This window comes from Micromonospora sp. NPDC023888 (assembly GCF_040639415.1).
In the GTDB taxonomy this organism is placed as follows: domain Bacteria; phylum Actinomycetota; class Actinomycetes; order Mycobacteriales; family Micromonosporaceae; genus Micromonospora.
This window is the reverse complement of sequence record NZ_JBEZZW010000018.1, coordinates 1-19851: the sequence shown is the minus strand read 5'-3', so window position 1 is coordinate 19851 and position 19851 is coordinate 1. Positions and strand designations below refer to the sequence as shown.

15 protein-coding genes and 2 pseudogenes are annotated in these 19851 nt (G+C 70.8%); 9 read left to right on the top strand and 8 right to left on the bottom strand.

The annotated features are described in order from the left end of the window. The first annotated feature begins 133 nt into the window (after positions 1-133). Positions 134-673 (top strand): alpha/beta hydrolase, encoded by a 540-nt coding sequence (locus AB0F61_RS17910; RefSeq protein ID WP_357810630.1) that lies wholly within the window; start codon positions 134-136, stop codon positions 671-673. 11 nt (positions 674-684) lie between these two features. Here AB0F61_RS17910 and AB0F61_RS17905 read toward each other — a convergent pair whose 3' ends face one another. Next, entirely contained in the window at positions 685-1506 is an 822-nt protein-coding gene (locus tag AB0F61_RS17905; RefSeq protein WP_357810917.1) for an RNA methyltransferase, read from the bottom strand. Between the two features lie 194 nt (positions 1507-1700). Between AB0F61_RS17905 and AB0F61_RS17900 the strand changes: the two genes are divergently transcribed. Beyond that, positions 1701-2723, top strand: a complete 1023-nt coding sequence (locus AB0F61_RS17900; RefSeq protein ID WP_357810627.1) for a hypothetical protein — start codon at positions 1701-1703, stop codon at positions 2721-2723. A 26-nt stretch (positions 2724-2749) separates the two neighbouring features. On the opposite strand, the gene AB0F61_RS17895 is transcribed toward AB0F61_RS17900, so the two are convergent. After that, positions 2750-3568, bottom strand: coding sequence for a hypothetical protein (locus AB0F61_RS17895; RefSeq protein ID WP_357810625.1), 819 nt, complete (start codon positions 3566-3568; stop codon positions 2750-2752). 126 nt (positions 3569-3694) lie between these two features. Between AB0F61_RS17895 and AB0F61_RS17890 the strand changes: the two genes are divergently transcribed. Next, positions 3695-4852, top strand: a complete 1158-nt coding sequence (locus tag AB0F61_RS17890; protein WP_357810622.1) for a tetratricopeptide repeat protein — start codon at positions 3695-3697, stop codon at positions 4850-4852. Positions 4853-4856: 4 nt separating this feature from the next. Here AB0F61_RS17890 and AB0F61_RS17885 read toward each other — a convergent pair whose 3' ends face one another. After that, positions 4857-7655: a CHAT domain-containing protein gene (locus AB0F61_RS17885; protein WP_357810619.1), complete on the bottom strand. Its 2799-nt coding sequence runs from the start codon at positions 7653-7655 to the stop codon at positions 4857-4859. A 74-nt stretch (positions 7656-7729) separates the two neighbouring features. Between AB0F61_RS17885 and AB0F61_RS17880 the strand changes: the two genes are divergently transcribed. Both AB0F61_RS17880 and AB0F61_RS17875 read left to right on the top strand, forming a co-directional pair. Continuing rightward, on the top strand, positions 7730-8131 hold the full coding sequence (locus tag AB0F61_RS17880) for a hypothetical protein (protein WP_357810616.1): 402 nt from the start codon (positions 7730-7732) through the stop codon (positions 8129-8131). Then, positions 8128-9030: a hypothetical protein gene (locus AB0F61_RS17875; RefSeq protein WP_357810614.1), complete on the top strand. Its 903-nt coding sequence runs from the start codon at positions 8128-8130 to the stop codon at positions 9028-9030. Before AB0F61_RS17880 ends, AB0F61_RS17875 begins: the two co-directional genes overlap by 4 nt. Before the next feature lie 6 nt (positions 9031-9036). On the opposite strand, the gene AB0F61_RS17870 is transcribed toward AB0F61_RS17875, so the two are convergent. Beyond that, positions 9037-9765, bottom strand: coding sequence for a hypothetical protein (locus AB0F61_RS17870; RefSeq protein ID WP_357810612.1), 729 nt, complete (start codon positions 9763-9765; stop codon positions 9037-9039). Positions 9766-9901: 136 nt separating this feature from the next. On the opposite strand from AB0F61_RS17870, the pseudogene AB0F61_RS17865 reads away from it, so the two are divergent. Further along, positions 9902-10669: pseudogene (locus tag AB0F61_RS17865) on the top strand (aminotransferase class IV); the annotation flags it as partial. Between the two features lie 51 nt (positions 10670-10720). Here the strand turns inward: AB0F61_RS17865 and AB0F61_RS17860 are convergent. Continuing rightward, a complete protein-coding gene (locus AB0F61_RS17860) occupies positions 10721-11968 on the bottom strand; it encodes an MFS transporter (protein ID WP_357810609.1) in 1248 nt (415 codons plus the stop codon). A gap of 121 nt (positions 11969-12089) precedes the next feature. Between AB0F61_RS17860 and AB0F61_RS17855 the strand changes: the two genes are divergently transcribed. Then, the gene (locus AB0F61_RS17855) at positions 12090-13022 is read left to right on the top strand and encodes a LysR family transcriptional regulator (protein WP_357810606.1); all 933 of its coding nucleotides are present in this window, start codon (positions 12090-12092) and stop codon (positions 13020-13022) included. 65 nt (positions 13023-13087) lie between these two features. Here the strand turns inward: AB0F61_RS17855 and AB0F61_RS17850 are convergent, their stop codons facing one another. From AB0F61_RS17850 to AB0F61_RS17840, 3 genes are read right to left on the bottom strand one after another with little or no spacing between them, the layout of a single operon-like run. After that, positions 13088-13825 (bottom strand): hypothetical protein, encoded by a 738-nt coding sequence (locus tag AB0F61_RS17850; protein ID WP_357810603.1) that lies wholly within the window; start codon positions 13823-13825, stop codon positions 13088-13090. Continuing rightward, entirely contained in the window at positions 13803-14411 is a 609-nt protein-coding gene (locus AB0F61_RS17845; RefSeq protein ID WP_357810601.1) for a hypothetical protein, read from the bottom strand. Before AB0F61_RS17845 ends, AB0F61_RS17850 begins: the two co-directional genes overlap by 23 nt. A gap of 46 nt (positions 14412-14457) precedes the next feature. Further along, on the bottom strand, positions 14458-15816 hold the full coding sequence (locus tag AB0F61_RS17840) for a serine hydrolase domain-containing protein (protein ID WP_357810598.1): 1359 nt from the start codon (positions 15814-15816) through the stop codon (positions 14458-14460). Between the two features lie 193 nt (positions 15817-16009). Here AB0F61_RS17840 and AB0F61_RS17835 point away from each other — a divergent pair, with 193 nt between their 5' ends. Further along, on the top strand, positions 16010-19474 hold the full coding sequence (locus tag AB0F61_RS17835; protein WP_357810595.1) for a ThuA domain-containing protein: 3465 nt from the start codon (positions 16010-16012) through the stop codon (positions 19472-19474). 139 nt (positions 19475-19613) lie between these two features. Then, positions 19614-19851: pseudogene (locus AB0F61_RS17830) on the top strand (4a-hydroxytetrahydrobiopterin dehydratase); the annotation flags it as partial.

The window sequence follows — 19851 nt, the reverse complement described above, 5'->3', positions numbered from 1 at the left end:
ACGACGTCGATCCCACCGCGCCGCTACACCGGACCTCGACGACATCGCGCCGGAGTGCACAGGCGTCGCCCCTGCCTCGGGACCGGGTTCGTACGGATCACATGGTTTGATCTGGACGTCGATCCGAGGAGGCATGGTGGGGCGCAGGGCGATCATCTTTCACGGGACCGGTGGCAACCCGGACGCGGTCTGGTACCGCTGGCTGGCGCGACGGCTGGAGGCCCGGGGCTACGCCGTCGAGGTGCCGCACCATCCGGGCATCAACGTCGAACCGATCGCCACGTTCCTGCCGACGGTGCTCGACGGGCACCGCTACGACGACGACACGGTCCTGGTGGGCCACTCCGGCGGCGCGGCGCTCCTCCTGGCGCTCCTCGAACATCTCGACACCACAGTCGCCCAGGCGATCCTGGTCGCCGGCTACTGCACCCAGCCCAACACGAGCGAGGAACCGGTCCTGCAGCAGAGCTACGACTGGGCGGCGATCCGGTCCCACGTGCGGGACATCTACTTCATCAACTCCCGCAAGGACCCGTACGGCTGCGACGACGGCCAGGGGCGCGCCATGTTCGAGCGACTCGGCGGCACCCAGATCGTGCGCGACGACGGGCACTTCGGCGACTACGACCAGCCGTTCGAGCGCTTCGAACTGCTCGACCGGCTCATCCCCTGACGCGGGGTCCGCTATCCGCGGGCCCGCTGGCGGGCCGATTCGTACAGGACCACCGATCCGGCCGTGGCGGCGTTCAGGGAGCTGGCCGTGCCCACCATGGGTATCCGGATCAGGTGGTCGCAGGCGTCGCGCCACGCCGAACTCAGCCCGGACGTCTCGTTGCCGACCACCAGCAGTGTCGGCTGGGTGAAGTCGTACTGCGCCGCCTCCACCGCGCCGCTCTCGTCGGTCCCCACCACCCGCACATCGACGCCGTCCGCTCGGATGGTCTCGACCCAGTCGAGCACCGGCCGGTGGGAGGGCACCCGCACCGCGGGGACCGAGAAGAGCGAGCCCGTGCTGGCCCGAACCGACTTGGGGTCGTAGACGTCGGCGGCATGGCCGGTGAGGATGACGCCGCTGGCGCCGAAGGCGTCCGCCGAGCGGATCAGCGTCCCGATGTTTCCGGGGCTGGTGGGCCTGTCGAACACGACCGCGAGCAGGTCCGGGCCCGTCGGGATGCGACGCAGGTCGTCATCGGGCAACGCCACGACGGCGAGCAGCTCCGGGGCGACGTCCACCTTGCCGCCCAGCTCGAACATCAACTCGCCGGCGACGGCGACCTGTGTGGCGCGGGCCGCGTCGAGGGTCTCGTGCGCCCAGGTCGAGAGGTGCGCGTCCGCGTTGTACAGGAGCTGGCGGACCTGCCACCCGAGTTGGATCGCCAGCTTGATGGGTCGGACGCCCTGCACGAGGAACTCGCCGCTGCGCTGGCGCTTGGTGCGGTTGCCCAACAGCGCCTCCCACTGTTGGAACCGTGCATTGCGAGTTGTCACCCGTAGGACCGCCACCAACCCCGCCTCAACTGTCAGAACTGACGAATGGCGCACCAGAAACGTACCGAGCGTACTGGGGTGGGCACCGCGGCCCGGAACGCGCTCCGGCAGAAGTCGTGGTCGTGCTCGGCCCACGGCCACTCCCCCGGCCGGGGGCCGGGGTCCCCCGCGGCGGGGAGGAGGAGCCACCCAGCGCCGGAGATCATCAGTCCATGACCGTCCCTGTGGTTGCCAACCTTGGATCGCCGGGACATCGCGGGTGGGTTCCGGCGGGGACCGCGCTGTGGGTCGCGGCGTACGCGGCCGTGCACGCCTGGTGGGCGGTCCGGGGCGCGCCACGATTCGCCGAGCCTGGTGAGTCCTTCTTTCCCGGCGGGTGGCTTCCGGTGGTGCCCGCGCTGCTGTCGACAGCGGCGGTCCTGCTGATCAGCTCGGGCACCGAACGCGACCGGAGCACCGGGGTTCGCTGGGCGCTTGCCGCACTCGGCTGGGTGTCCGGCGTGTCGATGGTCCTGTACTCGTTCATGTTCCCGCTGAGCCTGCTGATGATCCTCGGCGGCCTGTTCGGGATGGATCTGGACGTCATGGACTGGGTGACCCTGCTGGCACAGGGCAGTGGCGCCCTCGGCGGTGCCCTGACCATCGCCATCGCCACCGCTGAGCAGCGGCGGGCACGCGGGGCCTGCCACGGCTGCGGTCGCGTCCATGGCCGCTCCCCGCGGGGGCGAGACGCTCCCGCGCCATCCTGGGCGTTGTTCGCCGGATACCTGACGGTCGCCGCCTGCCTGGCACGCTTCGTCGCCGAGATCGCGCACGGCTTCGTGTCGAGCAAGGCACCGGAGATCCCCTGGACCTTCATGATCACTTTCATCGTCCTGATGCTCCTCGCGGGCACGCTCCTACCGCTGGCGTTGGTACACCGCTGGGGTCGGATCTGGCCCGGCTGGGTTCTGCCGCTCGCCGGCCGAAACGTCCCGCGGTGGCTGGTGGCCGGCCCCGGGCTCTTCGTCGGCGCGGGCCTCGCCACCTACTTCGGCATCGGCGGGATGACCGCCTGGGCCACCGGCAACAACGTGGACGGGGCGGCGTGGTTCCTGGCCATCGTGCTGCCGGCCTACACCCTGTGGGGCCTGGGGCTGCTTGTCGCCGCCAGTTCGTACGTCAGCCAGACCAGACCCGAGTGCACGCTGAGTCGAACGGGCACCCCCGGGGCCGCACCCCAGCCCCAGCGGTAGGCCGGGTCCGCCTCGCGGTGGAACCCTCAGCGCGGCAGGTGCGCGCAGTACGCCACAGTGGCGTCGTCCGGGGCCTGAGCATCGGGGCCGCCGTCGGCTTCGGCCTCGGCCTGCCGGACGCCACGGATGACGCCAGCCGGGCCGTCGGCGGCGAGAAGTTCCAGCACGCCGGGCCAGTCGCACCGGCCGTACGGATCGACGATGCGGCTGGCGCCATTGCTGAGCAGCGCGATGCCGTTCAGGTCGGCAAGGCGCCGGCTGCCGGTCACCGCCTCCCGCGCCGCTCGCGGGTCGTCCTTGGCGATCCAGTAACCGCCCGGCCGGTTCCGGCGCGCACGCAGCGCCCTGGCACAGGAGGCGCGGACGCTGTCGTACTCCGGTGTCCCCCGGGCAACTCCGTTCAACGGGGCCGAGCAGTCGCGCCGGGCGGTCACCTCGCGCTCGTCGGTGATCACCTGCGGGCCGCCGCGGGCCTGGTCGAGGACGAGGAAGGAGTCCGCGAGGAGCAGATAGTCCAGGCGCCCCCGGTGGGCGCGGGCCAGCACGACTGTCGCCTGCGGGCTGCTGGGGTCGGCGATGTCGCAGGTGTGCCGGTGCGCGGCGGCGATCTCGTCGATGGCGGTGGCGAGGACGGCCCCGAGGTCCCGGCCGTCGTCGGGCGACAGCTCGCCGAGCAGCGCGCCGCCGAGGCGGTGGGTGTACCAGGCGACCCCGTGCCGGCAGAGCGACTCCGCTCCCGGGATGCCGGCGCCGTCCAGCAGGACGACAGCACCGGGGACCGCGCCGACGAAGTCCTCGTTGCGCCGGCCGGCCCTGCCGGCGCTCGTTGCCAGGCTGACGTGCACTCTCGGACTCCTGACTTTCCGGTCGTCGACCAATGGGGGCCGTGCCGAACACGTTCTCTGCGACCGCACGGCCACAGAATCGATTAGTGGCGATATGGTGTGACGCCGACACGTACTCTGCTGTCGGTGACAGGTCTGAGGTTGTCGATCCTGCGGGAGGTGCGTGCGGTGGGCCGCTGGTTCAACCGGAACCGTAAACGCGACGACGAGCCACCGCGCGAATCGACGCCGTCCGAGCCGGTCATCGAGATCACCGTCACCCAGGGCGGCCGCTCGACCACCAAGACGATCGGCGGTCCGACCGCCTTCGGGATGCAGTACCACGCCTTCCACGAGCAGTACGGCGCGACCGACGCGCGGACGTTGGCGGCGGGAACCCGCTACGCGCAGGAGTTGATGCGCGGCAACGACGTCGACGAAGCCGTTGCCGTCTATCAGGAGATCGTCGCGTTGCGCAGCTCGGCGCTCGGGCCGGCGCATCCGGACACCCTGCGCAACAAGCACAGCCTGGCCTTCGCGCTCTGGCAGCGCGGCTCCCACGCCGAAGCGGAACGGGTGCAACGAGACGCCTACGAGGCGCGGCGCCGGGTGCTTGGCGACGGGGACGCCGAGACGTTGCGCAGCGGCAACAACCTCGGCTGGTTGCTGATCGAGCTGCGTCGGATGGACGAGGCCGAGCCGCTGCTGCGCAGGGTCGCCGACGGCATGGCGCGGACGCTGGGCCGGGATGACGCGGAAACCCTGGCCTGCCAGATGAAGCTGGCCGGGCTCCAGCACCTCCAGGGCCACAGCCAGCAGGCCGAGCGGGGCCTGCGGGACGTGGTCCAGCGGCTGACCCGGAAAGTAGGCCCCACCAGCCCGGTGACGCTCCAGGCCCGCAGCAACCTGCTGGTCGTCCTGCTCGACAACGGCCGGGCGGCCGAGGCGGTCGAGGCCGCCCGGACGCTCGCCGACGACGCCGGGCGCGCGCTCAGCAACACCGACGGGGTACGTCTGCATGCCCGGCACTCCCTGGCCCGAGCGCTCGCCGGGGTGGACCGGCGGGCCGAGGCGATCGGGTTGCTGGCCGACACGCTGCCGGACAGTGAACGGGGCCGAGGCGTCGACCATCCCGGGACCCTGGAGATGCGGATGCTCTTCGCCCAACTGCTGGTCGAGGCGGGTGACCGGCGGGCGGGGTCGGAGGCGCGCGCCGCGCTGGCCGGGTGCGAACGTGTGCACGGCCCGGGCCATCCCGACACGGAGAAGGCCCGGGCGCTGGTCCGGCTCATCGACGGGCGTTGAAAGGTCAGCCGCCGGTGTGGATGTGCGCCGCCCACAGCGTCGGTGCCAGCGGGTAGCGGTCCCGCAGCCCCCGCACGGCCGAGTGCAGCGCGTACGCCGCCGCCCCGGTCGCGTCGGCGTGCTCGTAGAAGGCGGTGGTCAGGGCGAGGGAGACCGCGTCGTCGATCTCCCACAGGGTGCCGATGACATGCCGGAACCCGGCGAGCTGGAAGGCGCCGGTGATGTGCAGCGCCTCGTCGACCAGGGTCGGCGGGGCCTGGGCTGTCGCGCAGGCCGACAGGAAGGCGAACTCCGCGTCCAGGTCGAGCTGGGACACGTCGGCCACGGTGAGCGGGCTCTCCTCGTGGTCGTGGACGAGGAGCCGGCCCTGCGCCGGGTCGTGCGGATCGGCCACGGCGTGGCACGCGAAGTGCGCGTACGCCGAGTCGGCCAACCGGTCCAGGACCTGCTGCCGGGTGGCCGTCGCGTCCAGCCCGAGCCACGCTCCGGGCAGCGCCCGCGCCGCCGACGCGGCCTCGCGTTCGGCGCTGGGCAGCGCCCCGGGGCCGCCCGGGGTGGCACGCATCGCCACGACGCAGGACTGGGCGTCGGGCCGGGACCGGCGCGCTGCGGTGCGTTTGCGGGCGAGCGCGGTCACGGTCGGGGTGTAGGAGGAGACCACCCGGTCGAGTGCGGACCGGCCGGCGCCGGCCTGGGCGGCGTGCAGGGGGAAGAACGCCAGCGGGCCGACCGGACACCACCAGACGCGCGGCAGCTCGCCGGCTGCGCCGGGCGCGTCGACCCGGTCCAGCACCGGCCCGACGAGGGCATGCCACAACCATTCCAGTACGCCGGTGAGCACCGACTGGGCACGCAGCCGGCTCCGCGCGTCCGCCGCCGGGTCGTACGCCGCGGTGGTGGCCTCCTGAAGCAGCCGCAGCTGTGTCATCGCGTCGGTGAGCGACAGATCCGGCAGGGGCAGCACCGTCACGCGGTGCTGCCGCAGGATGAGCGCGTCGCAGCGCAACTCGCTCGCGATCGGCACGATCACGGTCCCGTCGACCTGGTCGAGCAACTGCCCGGCGCTGGGCGTGCGCAGAAAGTCACCGAGGCCGGGCAGCTCCCGGATCGTGGCCAGCAACACGTTCCACTCGGTTTCCCGGTCCCGGCCGAAGGTGGTGGGCCGGGGCGATGCGGGGACGGGCGCCTCGAAGTCCCGGCGCATTCGCTGGAAGTCGGCCGCCAGACGCCCGTCGGCGCGTTGGAGCGCCGCCCACTCGCCGTCCGCCGTCAACCGCTGGTGCAGCAGCAGGCCCCGGCCCCGCTCCAGCAGCTCCAGGGCACGCTCCGGCTGCCCGGCCCCGATCGCGCAGGAAGCGGCGGTCGCCGCCAACCCGGCCGTCGAGCCAAGGTCGGCGTACTGGTCGTGCCGGGTACGCCCCCGCGAGGCCAGCCGGGGCAGCAGTGTGATGGCCTCGTCGAAGGCATCCGTCGCCTCCTCCCACCGGGCCAGCGCGGTAAGCGTGTAGGCCGCCTTGTCGAACGCCTGGATCCGGACCGGCACGGCGCCGGAGTCGATGCGGCCGGCGGCGCGCGCCCGCTCGGCGGCCTCGGTGAGCAGGGCCGGTTCACCGGTACGCAGGTAGGTCGCCCGCAACGCCTGGGCGATGGACAACCCGGTCTCGACACGGTGCGGATCGCGCGCGGGCAGGGCGTCCAGCGCTCCGCGCAGCAGGACGAGCGCCTCCTGAAGGTAGGCGGGCTCCCCGGTGGCGTCGTAGAGCAGCCGGAGGCTGTAGCCCAACTGGTCCAGGTACAACGCGTGGTTGGGCTCCCCGCGTACGGACAGCGCGAGCGCCCGGCGCAGCAGGCCGATCGCCGTCTCCAGGGGAGAGATGTCGCCGGTCAACTGGTGCGTCTTCCGGCCGACGGTGGAGAGGCTGGCCAGCGCCATCCGATGGTGCGGATGCCGCTCTCCGACGGTGTTCAGCGCGGCGGCGAACTCCTCCCAGGCCTGGCCGAGCAGCTCGGCGCGGCCGGTGCGGTCGACCAGGGTGAGCAACGTCTGCCCCGCCAGGAAACGTGAGTCGATGCTCTGCGGGGTGTGTTCCCGCAGCACCGCGACGGCCCGTTCGACATCGGCCGTGTGGGTGGTCCCGGCCGCCCTGGCCAGCAGACACCGGGCCCGCAGCATGACAATCTGGTCCTGGTTGGGCCCGGCGGTGTCCACCGAGGACACCAAGTCCATCGCCTCGTCGACGAAGTCCTCCACACCGGTGAGCTGGTAGGCGCGCAACAGCGCCTCCGCGTGAATGCCCCGCAACGCCGGCCGATGCTCCTCGCTGATCCACCGCTCGGCCATCTTGGCGACGGCCGTGAGCTGGTAGAGCGTCTCGACCGAGCCGTCGAAGTCGTGCCGGACCCGATAGACCTGGCAGGTCTTCAGCATCAGGATCGCGCTGTTGCCGAGGTCGGCCGAGGCGTCCTCGGCGAACTGCAGATACTGCTCGGCGATGTCCAGTAGCTGCGGTTCACTGTCGATCCGGGCTCTGGCCAGCAGCACATCGGTGTACGTGACAAGCGCGCGGACACCGTGCGCCGTACCCAACTCCTCAGCCAGAAAGGAGTCGGCCATCGTGCGGATCGCGGCCTCCAGCACGACGGTGGCCTCGATCAGGTCCTCCCGCGCCCGGCCCGCGCCGTACCGGTCGAGCAGCGCGGCCCCCAGCTCCACCTGGGCCTCGGCCCACCGCCGGTCGCCACGCGGCGCACCGGCCGCGGCCCGACGCCAGGTGTCAACGGCGTCCCTTGAGTAGCGACCCACCGGCGCACCTCCCCGTCGCGGTTGCTCCCCAGCCTGCCAGCCGCGTGTCGATATCCACAGGAGATAATCAGCAGATGAGTCAATCGGTGCCGGACCGGCGACCCGACGACGGCCGGGCGGCCCGGCTGGCCCGGATCTGCACGGACATCGCGCAGGTGGGCGACCTGCTCGGGCCGGCACCGGCCCAGGCCCTGGCGCGGCTGCGGGACCGGTCGCTGTCCGGCCAGGGCGTGGACGCGGTGCTCGCCGAGGTGACCGAGTTGATGCGCCGCGGTGGGCTGGTCGGTGGTGACACGACCGTCCGGGGACACCGCTACCTGCCACTGGCCGGCATCCACGGCGACCGCCCGGAGGTCGTCCAGGTGTGCCCCGGTGACCTGTGCGACCGGGTGGAGATCCCCCGGCCGGGCGCCGACCCGCCGCCGCGCTGCGCCGTGTGGGACTGCCCCTTGCCGACGTTTCGGATGGACAGGTGAACGCGGTCATCGCCTCGCTCGGCGGGAAGCTGGCCGAGCGGTGGCTCGCCGGGTTGGCGCTGCCCGGTGTGGTGTTCGTGGCGGTGTACGCCGCGGCGGTGCGGCTCGGCCACGCCCACTGGTGGGACCTGGGGCTGCTGCGGCAGGAGGTGGACCGGCTCGTCCTCGGGTCACCGACCCGGGGCACCGGCTCCGCGCTGCTGATCGTGCTCGGTGTGGTGCTGGCGAGCGTCGTCGCCGCGGCCGCCGCCCAGGGCCTGGAACGCCTGGTAGTGGCCCTGTGGACCCAGGCCTGGGGCCGGGCCGGCGAGGCCGTGACCCGCCGGCGGCGGCGCCGATGGCACGCCGCCGTGGACCGCTACGAGAACGCCCTGCGGGACAAGGCACGCCGGTTGCGGTCCACCGACGACGCCGGCGGACCGCTGCCGGACACCCAGGCGCTCGCCCGCGCCTGCGACCGGATCGCGTTCACCGAGCCGGACCGGCCGACCTGGATCGGTGACCGCATGCTCGCCACGGCGGTACGGGTGCGAGCCTGCTACGGCCTGGACCTGGCCGCGGCCTGGCCCCGACTGTGGTTGCTGCTGCCCGAGGAGACCCGGGAGCCGCTCGCCCTCGCGCAGGCCGACTTCACCGCCGCCGCCCGGCGGGTGGGCTGGGGGCTGCTGTATCTGGCGCTCGGCCTGCTGTGGTGGCCCGCGGCGGTCATCGGCCTCGGCCTGGGCGTGGCGGGTTGGCGACAGGGCCGGGGCACGGTGTCCGTGCTTGCCGACCTGGTGGAGGCGGTGGTCGATCTGCACGTGCGCACCCTCGCCGCCGCGCTGGGGCATCCCACCGACGGCACCTTCGGCACGGCCGACGGAGAGGCGGTGACCGTCCTGCTGCGCAAGGACAGGTGATCCCGTTCAGGCTGGCGTGGTCCGGCCGTCGAGGGCAACTGTCAGACGTTCCGCCCCACCGTCATTGTCGAACGCCAGCGTCAGCGTGCGCGCCTCGTCCGGAGCGCCGGGCTCGAAGACCACGGTTTCCACGACCAGCCCACCGCGTCGTTCCGCGCTGCCGCAGCGGGACCGGTACTGCGTTCCCGCATCGTCCCACCCGCGCCACCGCTTCAATCTGACCTGCATGCTGTCAACAAGCGAACCCGGATCGCGGGCGTCCATGCCGGCATACGCCAGCCTCAGCACGAACATCGTCGACCAGCGTTCCAGGCTGATCAGCGTGGCGGGCACGCCAGCACGCATCGGCGTACGGTCGACAAGCGGAATCACCTCCCGCAACTGAGCAGGGTCAGCAACCGGCTCCCGCCACTGCGCGCGTTCGCGCCCGTGCTGTAACACCAACTGTTGCCGGGCCTCGGCCGACAGCGGCACCCATTGAGGCGACACCCCACTCTCGGCAGACGTGCGCATCTCGACGCGGGTCAACCGGCCACGTCGCTCCAGCTTCTGATCCAGTTCGGCGAGGATGCGTTCCATCTCCTCCTGAGCCAGGGCACCAGCCGCCACCAACCCCATCGCGACTCCGCGGACCTCCGAACGGTCCACCATCAGGCGATGCCCCTCCAGCGGCTGACCATGATCAGCCGCCAGGCGATCGGCAACAAACTTCTCCAGGTACGTCCGTCCCTCCATCGGTCCATCATCCACTCGCTCCCCCAGCCGGCGGGCAGGCCCGATCCGCCGCCCTGTTCCTACTCGCCACCGAACTCCCCGCCGTCGTCCTGGTCCGCATGCTCGGCGTTCGCGCGTCGACTGACACCATGGCGCAGTGACACACGTGGAGATCAACGGTGGGCCGGCAACAGTCGAAGACGTGCACCGGGCAGCCGTGTGGAACTACGGCCACTTCACCTCCATGCAGGTGCGCAACGCAGCCGTGCCCGGCCTGTCGCTCCACCTTCATCGCCTGAACGAGGCCTCGGCCGTACTATTTCCCGAGGCCGTCCCGCCGTCCGGTGACCAGGTCAGAACGTTCATCGACCACGCACTGGGCGACAGGAACGAGGCGTCCGTCCAGGTCACCGTCCTTCCGAACCCCACCCGACGGTCCGATACCGACATCATGGTGTCCGTCGACGAACCGGCCGACGATGCTGCACGGCCACCACTGCGAGTCCGGACTGTTCGGTACGAGCGAGAGCTTCCGCATCTCAAACACCTGTCCACGTTGGGCCTCGCCTTTCATCGCATCCAGGCGCGCCAGGCGGGTTTCGACGACGTCCTGTTCGCCGCGCGGGATGGCTCACTCCTCGAGGGCTCGGTATGGAACATCGCCTTCTGGGACGGTGCGCAGGTCGTCTGGCCCGAGGGCCCGCTCCTGGCGGGCATCACCATGCGGCTGCTCCGGCTCGGCCTGCGGAGGCTCGGCGTTCCCGACACGACCCGGACGACAACTCGCGAATCTCTGAGCGAGATGACGGCAGCCGCCGCAACCAACTCGCACTGCCCGGCACAGCCGATCGCCGCGATAGACGGGACGTCCTTCCCCGGAGACCAGGAATTAACCACTCTGCTGCGGCGCGCCTGGCAAGAAGCCGAATGGGAGCCGGTCCGGCCGGTTCGCCAGGGAGAGTCGCCCACGTCTGGGTCAGGCGACTCGGGCGTCCTCGGCCGGCAGGGCCGGCTCCGGGGTCGACCAATCTCTCCGCGTGGGCAGCAGGAGCGGGGTGGCGAGCAGGAGGACGCCGGAGACGGTGATCGCGGCGAGCGGGCTGGTACGGGTGGCGAGAACGCCCCAGACCACCATCAGGACGGCCTGGAGGAGCCTGCTGCTGGCGCTCCAGGTGCTGAGGACCCGGGCGGTGTGTGACACCGGGGTCCGGTGCAGGCGTTCGGTCGCGTAGATCGGGTTGAAGATGCCCATGCAGGTGATCAGCAGGCCCTCGACGATGATCACGGTGAGGACCCCGGGGATGCCGGGATGGACGAACGCGAGACCGAGTGGGAACACCGATCGCAGCCAGCCGGAGACGACCATGACCCGGTGCCCGCCGTGGCGGTGCACGAGACGGGCGGACAGCCGGGCACCCACCAACCCGCCGAGTGCCGGGATGCCGAAGGCGAGACCGTACTGCCAGGCCGGGATGTGATACTCGCCCAGCAGGAGGACGGCCAGGAGCGGGGCGGTGGCCATGATGAGGCCGCCGACCAGCACCGAGTTAAGGAACAGCCCCCGCAGGACGCGGTCGCCGAGGATGACTCGCCAGCCGTGCAGTAGGTCGGCTGGGCGCAGCCGGGTGGCCCGGTCGCGGGGCGACGCGACGTCGCCACCCCGGATACGCAGGACCGCGAGCGCGGACAGCAGGTAGCTGAGAGCGTCGGCCAGGACCGTGACGACCGGGCCGAGCAACCCGACGAGCGCACCACCGAGCGGCGGGCCCACCGCGGTCGCCGTCCAGCTCGTGCCCTCGAACCGCCCGTTCGCCACCAGGAGACGCTCACCGCTGACGAGATACTTCAGGTACGCGCCGGACGCGGCGGCGAACGCGATGCTCGCCGCCCCGGACACCACCGAGACAACCAGCAGTTGGCCGTACGACAGCACGCCGAGGACGTACGCGATCGGGACACTCCCCATCGCCGCGAACCGGACCAGGTCCATCCCGATCATCACCGGGCGCTTGGCCCGGTGCTCGACCCACGGCCCGAGCGCGAGGGCGACAATCGCTGCGACGGCTGGCCCCGCCGCCGCCAGCAGCGACACGGCGAATGCCGACGAGTCCAGCACTCGTACCGCGATCAGCGGGAATGCGCCGAAGGCGAGCCAGGTGCCGTACGCGCTGACACCGTAGGCCGACCACAGCCAACCGAAGTTCGGCCCCAACCGCGTGCGCATGCGACTCCCCCGTGACACCTGGTTCCGGTCCGGGCATCCCACCGCACGGACCGACGCGGAATCAAACAACCGACATCCGGGCGAGTCACAACCAATGGTTGTGCAGGCGCATAATCGACACGTGGATACCGAGGCGGTGCGATCGTTCGTCCGGGCGGCGGAGCTCGGGCAACTGCAACAGGCGGCCGACGAGCTGGGCGTGACGCAACAGGCCGTGTCGAAGCGGATCGCGGCCCTCGAACGCGAACTCGACGTGCGGTTGTTTACCCGTACCGCCCGAGGGGTCGAGCTGACGCTCGACGGCCAGGCGTTCCTCCCGCACGCCCGGGACGTCGTCGCCGGTGTCGACCGTGCCGTCGCCGCGATCAGGCCGGGCTCGCGGGCTCTGCGGATCGACGTCCTCGGCCTGCGATCCGCGCAGGCCGTCGTCCTACACGACTACTGGCGGTCGCACCCGGAGACCAACCTCGACGTGGTGACCCTGCGGGTCAACGACCCGCGCGAGGCCGCCGCCGCCGTCCAGGCCGGCGACATCGACGCCTCGTTCCGCTCGGTCACCGACCCGGCCGCCCTACCGCGCGACGTGCGGATGATCCACGCGTTCGACTCTCCGCTGGAACTCCTCGTCGGCCCGAGGCACCCGCTCGCCGCCGCACGATCGCTGACACCGGCGCGGCTGCGCGGTCACCGGATCTGGGTGCCGGGCATCGCGCCGCGCAGCGAATGGTCGGATTTCTACGACCAGCTCGCGACCGACTTCGACCTCCGCATCGACGCGGCGGGCCCGCACTTCGGCGACGAGGTCCTCCTCGACATTCTCGCGGACTCCGCCGACGTGGCAACCCTCGTCGGCTCGCGCGACAGGTACATCTGGCCGGCCAACCACGACCTGCGCCGCATCCCGATCGTGCGTCCGACGCTCGCGTACCCCCTGTCGCTGATCCTCCCCCGGGCAAACCCGCACCCGGGCCTGCGGGCGATCATCGACCATCTCGCGAGCCTGGCTCCGCTTCCCGCGACGACCTGGCGCCCATCCTGGGCACCGGCCGACTGAGGGCGCGGGTGGGCCACCCGGACCACTGCCCTTACGCCGCAACGGCACGCAAGGGTCCACGGTGGCTAGAAGGGGGTCTCCCAGGGGACCATGCGCAGGTGTGATCGGCCGAGGACCCGGTGGAGATCAACCTGTTGGGCCGTCGTCGCCGGTCTTCGATCGAGCAGGAGGCGGGCCGGGACGAGTGGCTCGTGTAGGCGGAGGCCGGTCGCGCGCGTGAGGGCGTCGATGCCGCTGTTGCCCGCGTCGGGACCGAGGTCGAACACCGTCAGGGCCTTGTCGAGGTCAGCGGGGGTCGCGTCGTACGGCTCGTCATCGGCCCACCACTCGACCGTGACCACGGGGCCGGGTAGCCACCGCATCGCTTCGCGGAGCAGTTCGGCGTGCTCGGACACCGATCCCCGCAGCAGCCGGTCCAGCAAAGGAATCGAGGAGTACAGGTTTGTCAGCGCCCGCTGTCGGGACACGACCGGCGCAGGGGTCGGTGAGAGCCCGGCGTCGCCTGCTCGACTGCCACCGGCACCGGTGTTCCGCAGGTCATCGGGCCGAAACATCGCCAGCCACAACAATGGTGTCGCGTCGTCGGCGCAGGCGAGCACGTGCTCTTCGGCTTCGAAGTCGGCGTGGTGCCGCGATGGATAGACGTCCCGGTACGGGCTGACGCACAAGTACGTTTCCCGGCTCACGCTGGGCACGCTGTCGGGCGCACCTACCTCATCGTTTCGGTCCTCGTCGGACATGACGGGTTGGCCGATCAGGCTTTGCTGCCGGATCAGCCGGTCAGGCGGCCGACCGGCGGCCACCGTGCGAGGCGACCAGGGCGTCGGCCACGATCGCGGCGTCCGCCTCGGCGATGTCGGCTGGATACTCCGGCAGGAGGTCGTCCCAGACGACAAGCCACGAACCGAAGAGCTGCGCCTGGCCCTCGGGCCGCGCGAAGAACCAGACGTGCAGGTGGGCGGCACCGTCACCGATGCGGTAGACGTGGGCTCGCGAGATGTGCGGCAGGGCCTGCACGTGGCGGACGATTCGCGTGGTCAGCAGTCCCAGCTCCGCGGCGAGATCGTCGGGGAGATCGGCCATGTCGTAGTGGTCGCGCGGGTACAGCATCAACGCCAACGGCACGCCCACTCCCGTGACCCGGGCCAGCCGCCAGTGATCGTTGAACCAGATTCCCTCGTCGCGCTCCCGGCAAGGCTGGCAGTCGGCCGGGTCCTCACCGTGTCGGGCGGGTTCGGGCAGCACCGGGGGGCGTAGTGGTGCGATGCGTAACCCGTCCTGTTCGAATGGGCTGATGTCCCAGCCCGTCATGCGTGCCAGCGGTAGCCGCCCCTCGCCGTCCGCGACGGCGGACGCGTGGTCATGGAACTGGTCTGGTCGCAAGGGCATGGCGGGAAGACTAGTACAGCCAAGATCCTCTTGGTGTCCGTCGCTGTCACGTGGAGCGTGTGGCGGTTTGCGTGACTCCCTCCTGCCGCAGTTCCAGGATGCTCGGCTGGCCGTCGGACGGTAGGAACCGGATCTCCAGATCGAGTCCGGGGTGGAGGTAGCGACCGTCCGGACCGGCCAGCAGCGTCACCGGTTGCTGGCCGGCAGCGGAGAAGATCAGTTGGCCGTCGGTGACCGCGACGTCGATCGGGTAGTCGTCGCGCAGGACGTAGTGCCCCGCGATGTCGTCACGGGGTGCGGTGGTGAGACTGCTGGCGTACCGACGGTCGGCGGCGACGCGGATGCTGGACAGCAGCTCCCAACCGTCGTCGGAGTTGGTCATCGCGGCGACCGCGGTGCCGCTGTCCGGCCACACGAAGGAGAAGCAGGTGTACCCGACGTTCAATCCGGTGTGCCCGAAACGCCGACACCCGGCGCGGTCGCCGATCTCGGTGCCCAGCCCGTAGGAGCCGCCCGGCATCTGCGGTGTCCACATCTGGGTGGCCAGGTCGCGGTCGAGCAGCTTCGAGTTCCCCGAGGCCGCTCGGGCGATCTCCAGGTCGAGCCGGAGCAGGTCGGTAGGGGTGCTCCACAGCCCAGCCGCGGCCGTCTCGGGTTGCGTGCGCCACCCGCCGGGGACCCCGGTGCCGCCGACGTGGTGACCCCGCGCCACCAGGTGCGGTCGCTGGTGTGGAAACCCCTGGTCGAAGCTGCTGTCGGCCATGTCCACCGGGTCCAGCACCAGAGCCCGCATGAGGTCGTCGAACGGCGTCCCGGTCGCGTCCACCATCAACTGCTCAAGGACGCAGTAGTGGCTGCCGGAGTAACGGAATCTGCTGCCCGGCAACAGGGTCGACCGTACCGGCGCGGTTGTCGTCGGACCGCTGCCCTCCAGGACCTGCACCAACGACGGGACGCGATCCGCGGGGTAGCCGCGGTACCAGGTGTCGGACAGGCCCGCCGTGTGGGCCAGCAACTGCCGTACGGTGACCCCTGGTTGCTGGCCGGCGCGGTCGAGCAGTCGCCACGAGGTGAGATATTCGCGCACGTCGGTGTCCAGGTCGAGGACACCGTCCTGGACCAGTCGCAGTGCCCCGAACGCGGCGACATGCTTGCTTATCGAACAGGCCGCGAACGTCGTGCGCTCGGTCACCGGCGTCGACGTCCCGCCACCCGTGACGCCGTACCCCGCCGCCCACACCCACCCGCTCAGGTGCCCGACGGCGATGCTGACTCCCGGCACCTGGTAGCTGCTCATCAGGTCGGGCAACGCCGCCGTGTCCGGCGAGAGCTGACCGGAGGCCACCTGCCGGTCAAGGTGGCTCAGCAACCGGACCCAGCCCCGTGAAAAGTCCCCGTCCTGCACCACTCCGATTCTCGGCCAGACACACCGGTGGATCAAGAGACTCGACGAGCGACAGGTACGCCGGGGCGTGTCGCCGTCGAAGCAGGAAACCGCTTACCTTGCGCTATTGACGCTCGTCACTGGCTGTCAGTACCGTGATGCGGGCAGCGAGAAAGCGCTTTCCGACCCTCACCGTCCGACAGGGAGCGCCCCCATGCCCCGACACCTCCGCGCGTTCTGCCTCATCCTGCTCGCCATCGCCACCGTGGTGAGCACCACCACCGCCCTGCCCGCCGAGGCCGCCCCCCGTTTCCGGGTGCTGGTCTTCTCCAAGATCACCAACTTCTACCACGACTCGATCCCGGCCGGCATCGCCGCGATCCAGCAGCTCGGTGCCGCCCACAACTTCGAGGTCGTCGCCACCACCGACGCCGCCGCGTTCACCGACGCCAACCTCGCCACCTTCGACGCCCTGGTCTTCAACAACACCAACTCGCTCCCGACCTCGGGTGACCTGCTCAACGCCAGCCAGCGGGCCGCGTTGCAGACGTTCATCCGCAACGGCGGTGGCTGGGCCGGCCTGCACGCCGCCTCGGCGAGCGAACGCGACTGGCCCTGGTACGAGGGGCTGGTCGGGACGATCTTCGACTACCACCCCGACTTCTCGGCCACCGGCGGCACCTTCCCCGGCCGGGTGAAGGTGCTCGACCGGGCCCACCCCTCGACGCGTAACCTGCCGGAGCTCTGGGAGCAGAGCGAGGAGTGGTACAACTGGCGGACCAACCCGACCGGCAACGTGCACACCCTCGCGCAGATCAAGGTGCGCGACGGGATCAACGGGCTGGACGAGGGCGTCGACCACGCGTACTCCTGGTGTCAGCGCTACGACGGCGGCCGGTCCTGGTTCACCGCCGGTGGGCACGCCAGCTCCCAGTTCAGCACCCCGACGTTCCTGGAGCACCTGCGCTACGGCATCGAGTGGGCCGCCGGTGCGGTCGCCGGCGACTGCTCGGCCACCAAGACCAGCAACTTCGAGCGGGTGGGGCTGGTCACCGAGAACCTGGCCGACCCGTTCGAGCTGGCCGTCGCCCCGGACCGGAAGGTCTACTACATCCAGCGCACCGGTGCGTTGAAGGTGGTCAACTCCGACACCCTCCAGGTCACCACGCTGCTCGACTTCGCGTACACCTCGGCGATGACCGACCAGTCCGACGGGCTGCTCGGGATGACCCTGGACCGCAACTTCGCCAGCAACGGCTGGGTCTACCTGCTCTGGTCGGACAAGACGCTGAAACAGCTGAACCTGTCCCGGTTCACCGTCGCCAACAACAGTGTCGCGCTGTCCTCGGAGAAACGCCTGCTGACCGTCCCCACCTACCGGGGTGAGGGTCGGGCCAACTCGCACATGGGCGGGTCGCTGGCCATGGACGCGGCCGGGCGGCTCTACGCGGCGATCGGCGACAACACCGACCCGTTCGGCTCCAGCGGTTACACCCCCGTCGACGAACGGTCCGGCCGGGCCGCCTGGGACGCGCAGGGCACCGCCGGCAACACCAACGACCTGCGCGGCAAGATCCTGCGGATCATCCCGCAGGCCGACGGTACGTACACCGTCCCGAGCGGCAACCTCTTCGCGCCCGGCACCGCGCGGACCCGGCCGGAGATCTACGCGATGGGCATGCGCAACCCGTTCCGGATCACCATCGAACCGCAGACCAACGCGGTGCTTGTCGGCGACTACGGCCCGGACGCCCGCGCCGCCGACCCCAACCGGGGTCCCGAGGGGACCGTCGAGTTCAACCGGATCACCGCCGCCGGCAACTTCGGTTGGCCCTACTGCGTGGGCAACAACATCCCGTTCACCGACTACAACTTCGCCACAAGCACCTCCGGGGCGAAGTTCAACTGCGCCGCACCGGTGAACAACTCGCCGAACAACACGGGCCTGACCACCCTGCCGGCGGCGAAGTCGGCGCTGGTCTGGTACGCGTACTCGGCCTCCACCCAGTTCCCCGAGGTGGGCACCGGCGGCGGCGGGCCGATGAGTGGGCCGGTCTACGACTTCGACCCGGCCAACACCCGCACCACGAAGTTCCCGGAGTACTTCGACGGCAAGTGGATCACGTACGAGTTCACCCGCAAGTGGTTCAAGACGCTCTCCATCCACCAGACGGCGCAGACCTTCAGCAACCCGCGCTTCGGCCCCACCGCCGTGGGTGACCTCCAGTCCATCAACGGGATCTTCGGCAACATGAGCTGGATCCAGCCCTTCGAGGCGGAGTTCGGCCCGGACGGGTCGCTCTACGTCATCGACTTCGGCGAGGGCACCGGCAGCGGTCGCGGCGGCAGCAACGCCGGCGCCGGCATCTACCGCATCGACTACGTCGCCAACGGGCGGCCACCGACCGCGAAGATCGCCGCCACCCCGGACAGCGGACGCACTCCGCTCGCGGTGACGTTCTCCTCGGCCGGGTCGTCCGCCGGTGACGGCTCGACGCTCAGCTACGCCTGGGACTTCACGAACGACGGCAGCACCGACTCCACAGCCGCCAACCCGAGCCACACCTACTCGACGGCCGGAAAGCACACCGCCCGGCTGACCGTGCGCAACAGCGGCAACGGGTTGACCGCCACCGCCGTCACCGACGTGGTGGTCGGCAACACCCGGCCCACGGTGACCATCACCGTGCCCGACGGTGGCTTCTTCGACTTCGGCGACAAGATCCCGTACACGGTGACCGTCACCGACCCGGAGGAGACCACCATCGACTGCGCCAAGGTGACAGTGCAGACGCAGCTCGGCCACGACTCGCACGCCCACCCGCTGGACGTCTACACCGGCTGCTCGGGGCTGCTCGCCACCGAGGCCGACGCCGGTGACGGGCACGGGCCGGGGCAGAACCTCTACACCCTGATCACGGCGCAGTACACCGACGGCGGCGCGGCCGGTGGCGCACCGGCACTGACCGGCTCGACCCGGGTGCAGTTGCAGCCCAAGAGCAAGGAGGCCGAGCACTTCACCGCCCAGTCCGGCCTCGTGGTGAACGACCGGGCCACCGCGCGCGCCGGCAAGCGGCTCGGCGAGGTCGACCACAACGACTGGGCTGCGTACGGGCCGGTGGACCTGCGCAACGTCGGCTCGGTCACGCTCGGGGTGACCAACGGCGGACTCGGCGGCACCATCGAGCTGCGGACCGGCTCACCCACCGGCACCCTGATCGGCTCCGCCGCCATCGCCTCGACCGGCGGGTGGGACAACCTGGTGTCGCCCACCGTCACGCTCACCAACAAGCCGGCCGGCACCACCACGCTGTACGCGAAGTTCGTCAACGCCGCCCAGGTCGGCGGCACCCCGGACCTGCTCTCCCTGGACTGGCTGCGCTTCAACGGGGCCGGGGTCAAGCAGGAACCGGGCGGGACGCTCTCCCTCGCGGCCAACCCGGCCGGCGGCACCGCGCCGCTGACCACCACGCTCACCGCCACCGCGACAGCGCCGTCCGGGCAGAGCATCACCGACTACGCGTGGGACTTCGGCGACAACAGCGCCATCGCGCACGGGGCGACGTTGCGGTCGACGGCGCACACCTACAGCCGCAAGGGGACCTTCACCGCCCGGGTGACGACCACCTACAGCAGTGGGGAGACCCGCTCGATCAACCTGACCGTCACGGTCACCTGACCGTCGAGCGGTGGCGGGCAGGGGTCCTACCTGTCCGCCACCGCCTGGCTCAAGACCAGGCGGGAGTCTGCGGCTAGGCCGTACTTGAGAACGTCGCCAGTGTGCGGAACTCATGACGGGCGCGTGTGAGGATGCCGACGTGGAACAGACACTGAGTCGGCGGGCGGCCTCCGACGCGATCAGCGACCAGGGATGGCGGTACTTGCTAGGCGCGTTGCGCACGTCGGTCCCCGTCGGCTCACTGGTCCAGGCAACCGAGGTGGCGGCGCGCGTGGTGGCGGCGTGCGGTAGCGACGCCGATGGACACCTACGCGCTGATATCCGGCCAGACCGGGTCGTCTTGACCCTGCAGTCGTTTGATCAGGCGGCGCTTACCG

Excerpts from the sequence above, each read along its gene's own strand:
- AB0F61_RS17870 (WP_357810612.1), bottom strand. The coding sequence starts at position 9,765 with ATGGAGGGACGGACGTACCTGGAGAAGTTTGTTGCCGATCGCCTGGCG.
- AB0F61_RS17835 (WP_357810595.1), top strand. The coding sequence starts at position 16,010 with ATGCCCCGACACCTCCGCGCGTTCTGCCTCATCCTGCTCGCCATCGCC.
- AB0F61_RS17900 (WP_357810627.1), top strand. The coding sequence starts at position 1,701 with ATGACCGTCCCTGTGGTTGCCAACCTTGGATCGCCGGGACATCGCGGG.
- AB0F61_RS17860 (WP_357810609.1), bottom strand. The coding sequence starts at position 11,968 with ATGCGCACGCGGTTGGGGCCGAACTTCGGTTGGCTGTGGTCGGCCTAC.
- AB0F61_RS17880 (WP_357810616.1), top strand. The coding sequence starts at position 7,730 with ATGAGTCAATCGGTGCCGGACCGGCGACCCGACGACGGCCGGGCGGCC.
- AB0F61_RS17910 (WP_357810630.1), top strand. The coding sequence starts at position 134 with ATGGTGGGGCGCAGGGCGATCATCTTTCACGGGACCGGTGGCAACCCG.
- AB0F61_RS17845 (WP_357810601.1), bottom strand. The coding sequence starts at position 14,411 with ATGCCCTTGCGACCAGACCAGTTCCATGACCACGCGTCCGCCGTCGCG.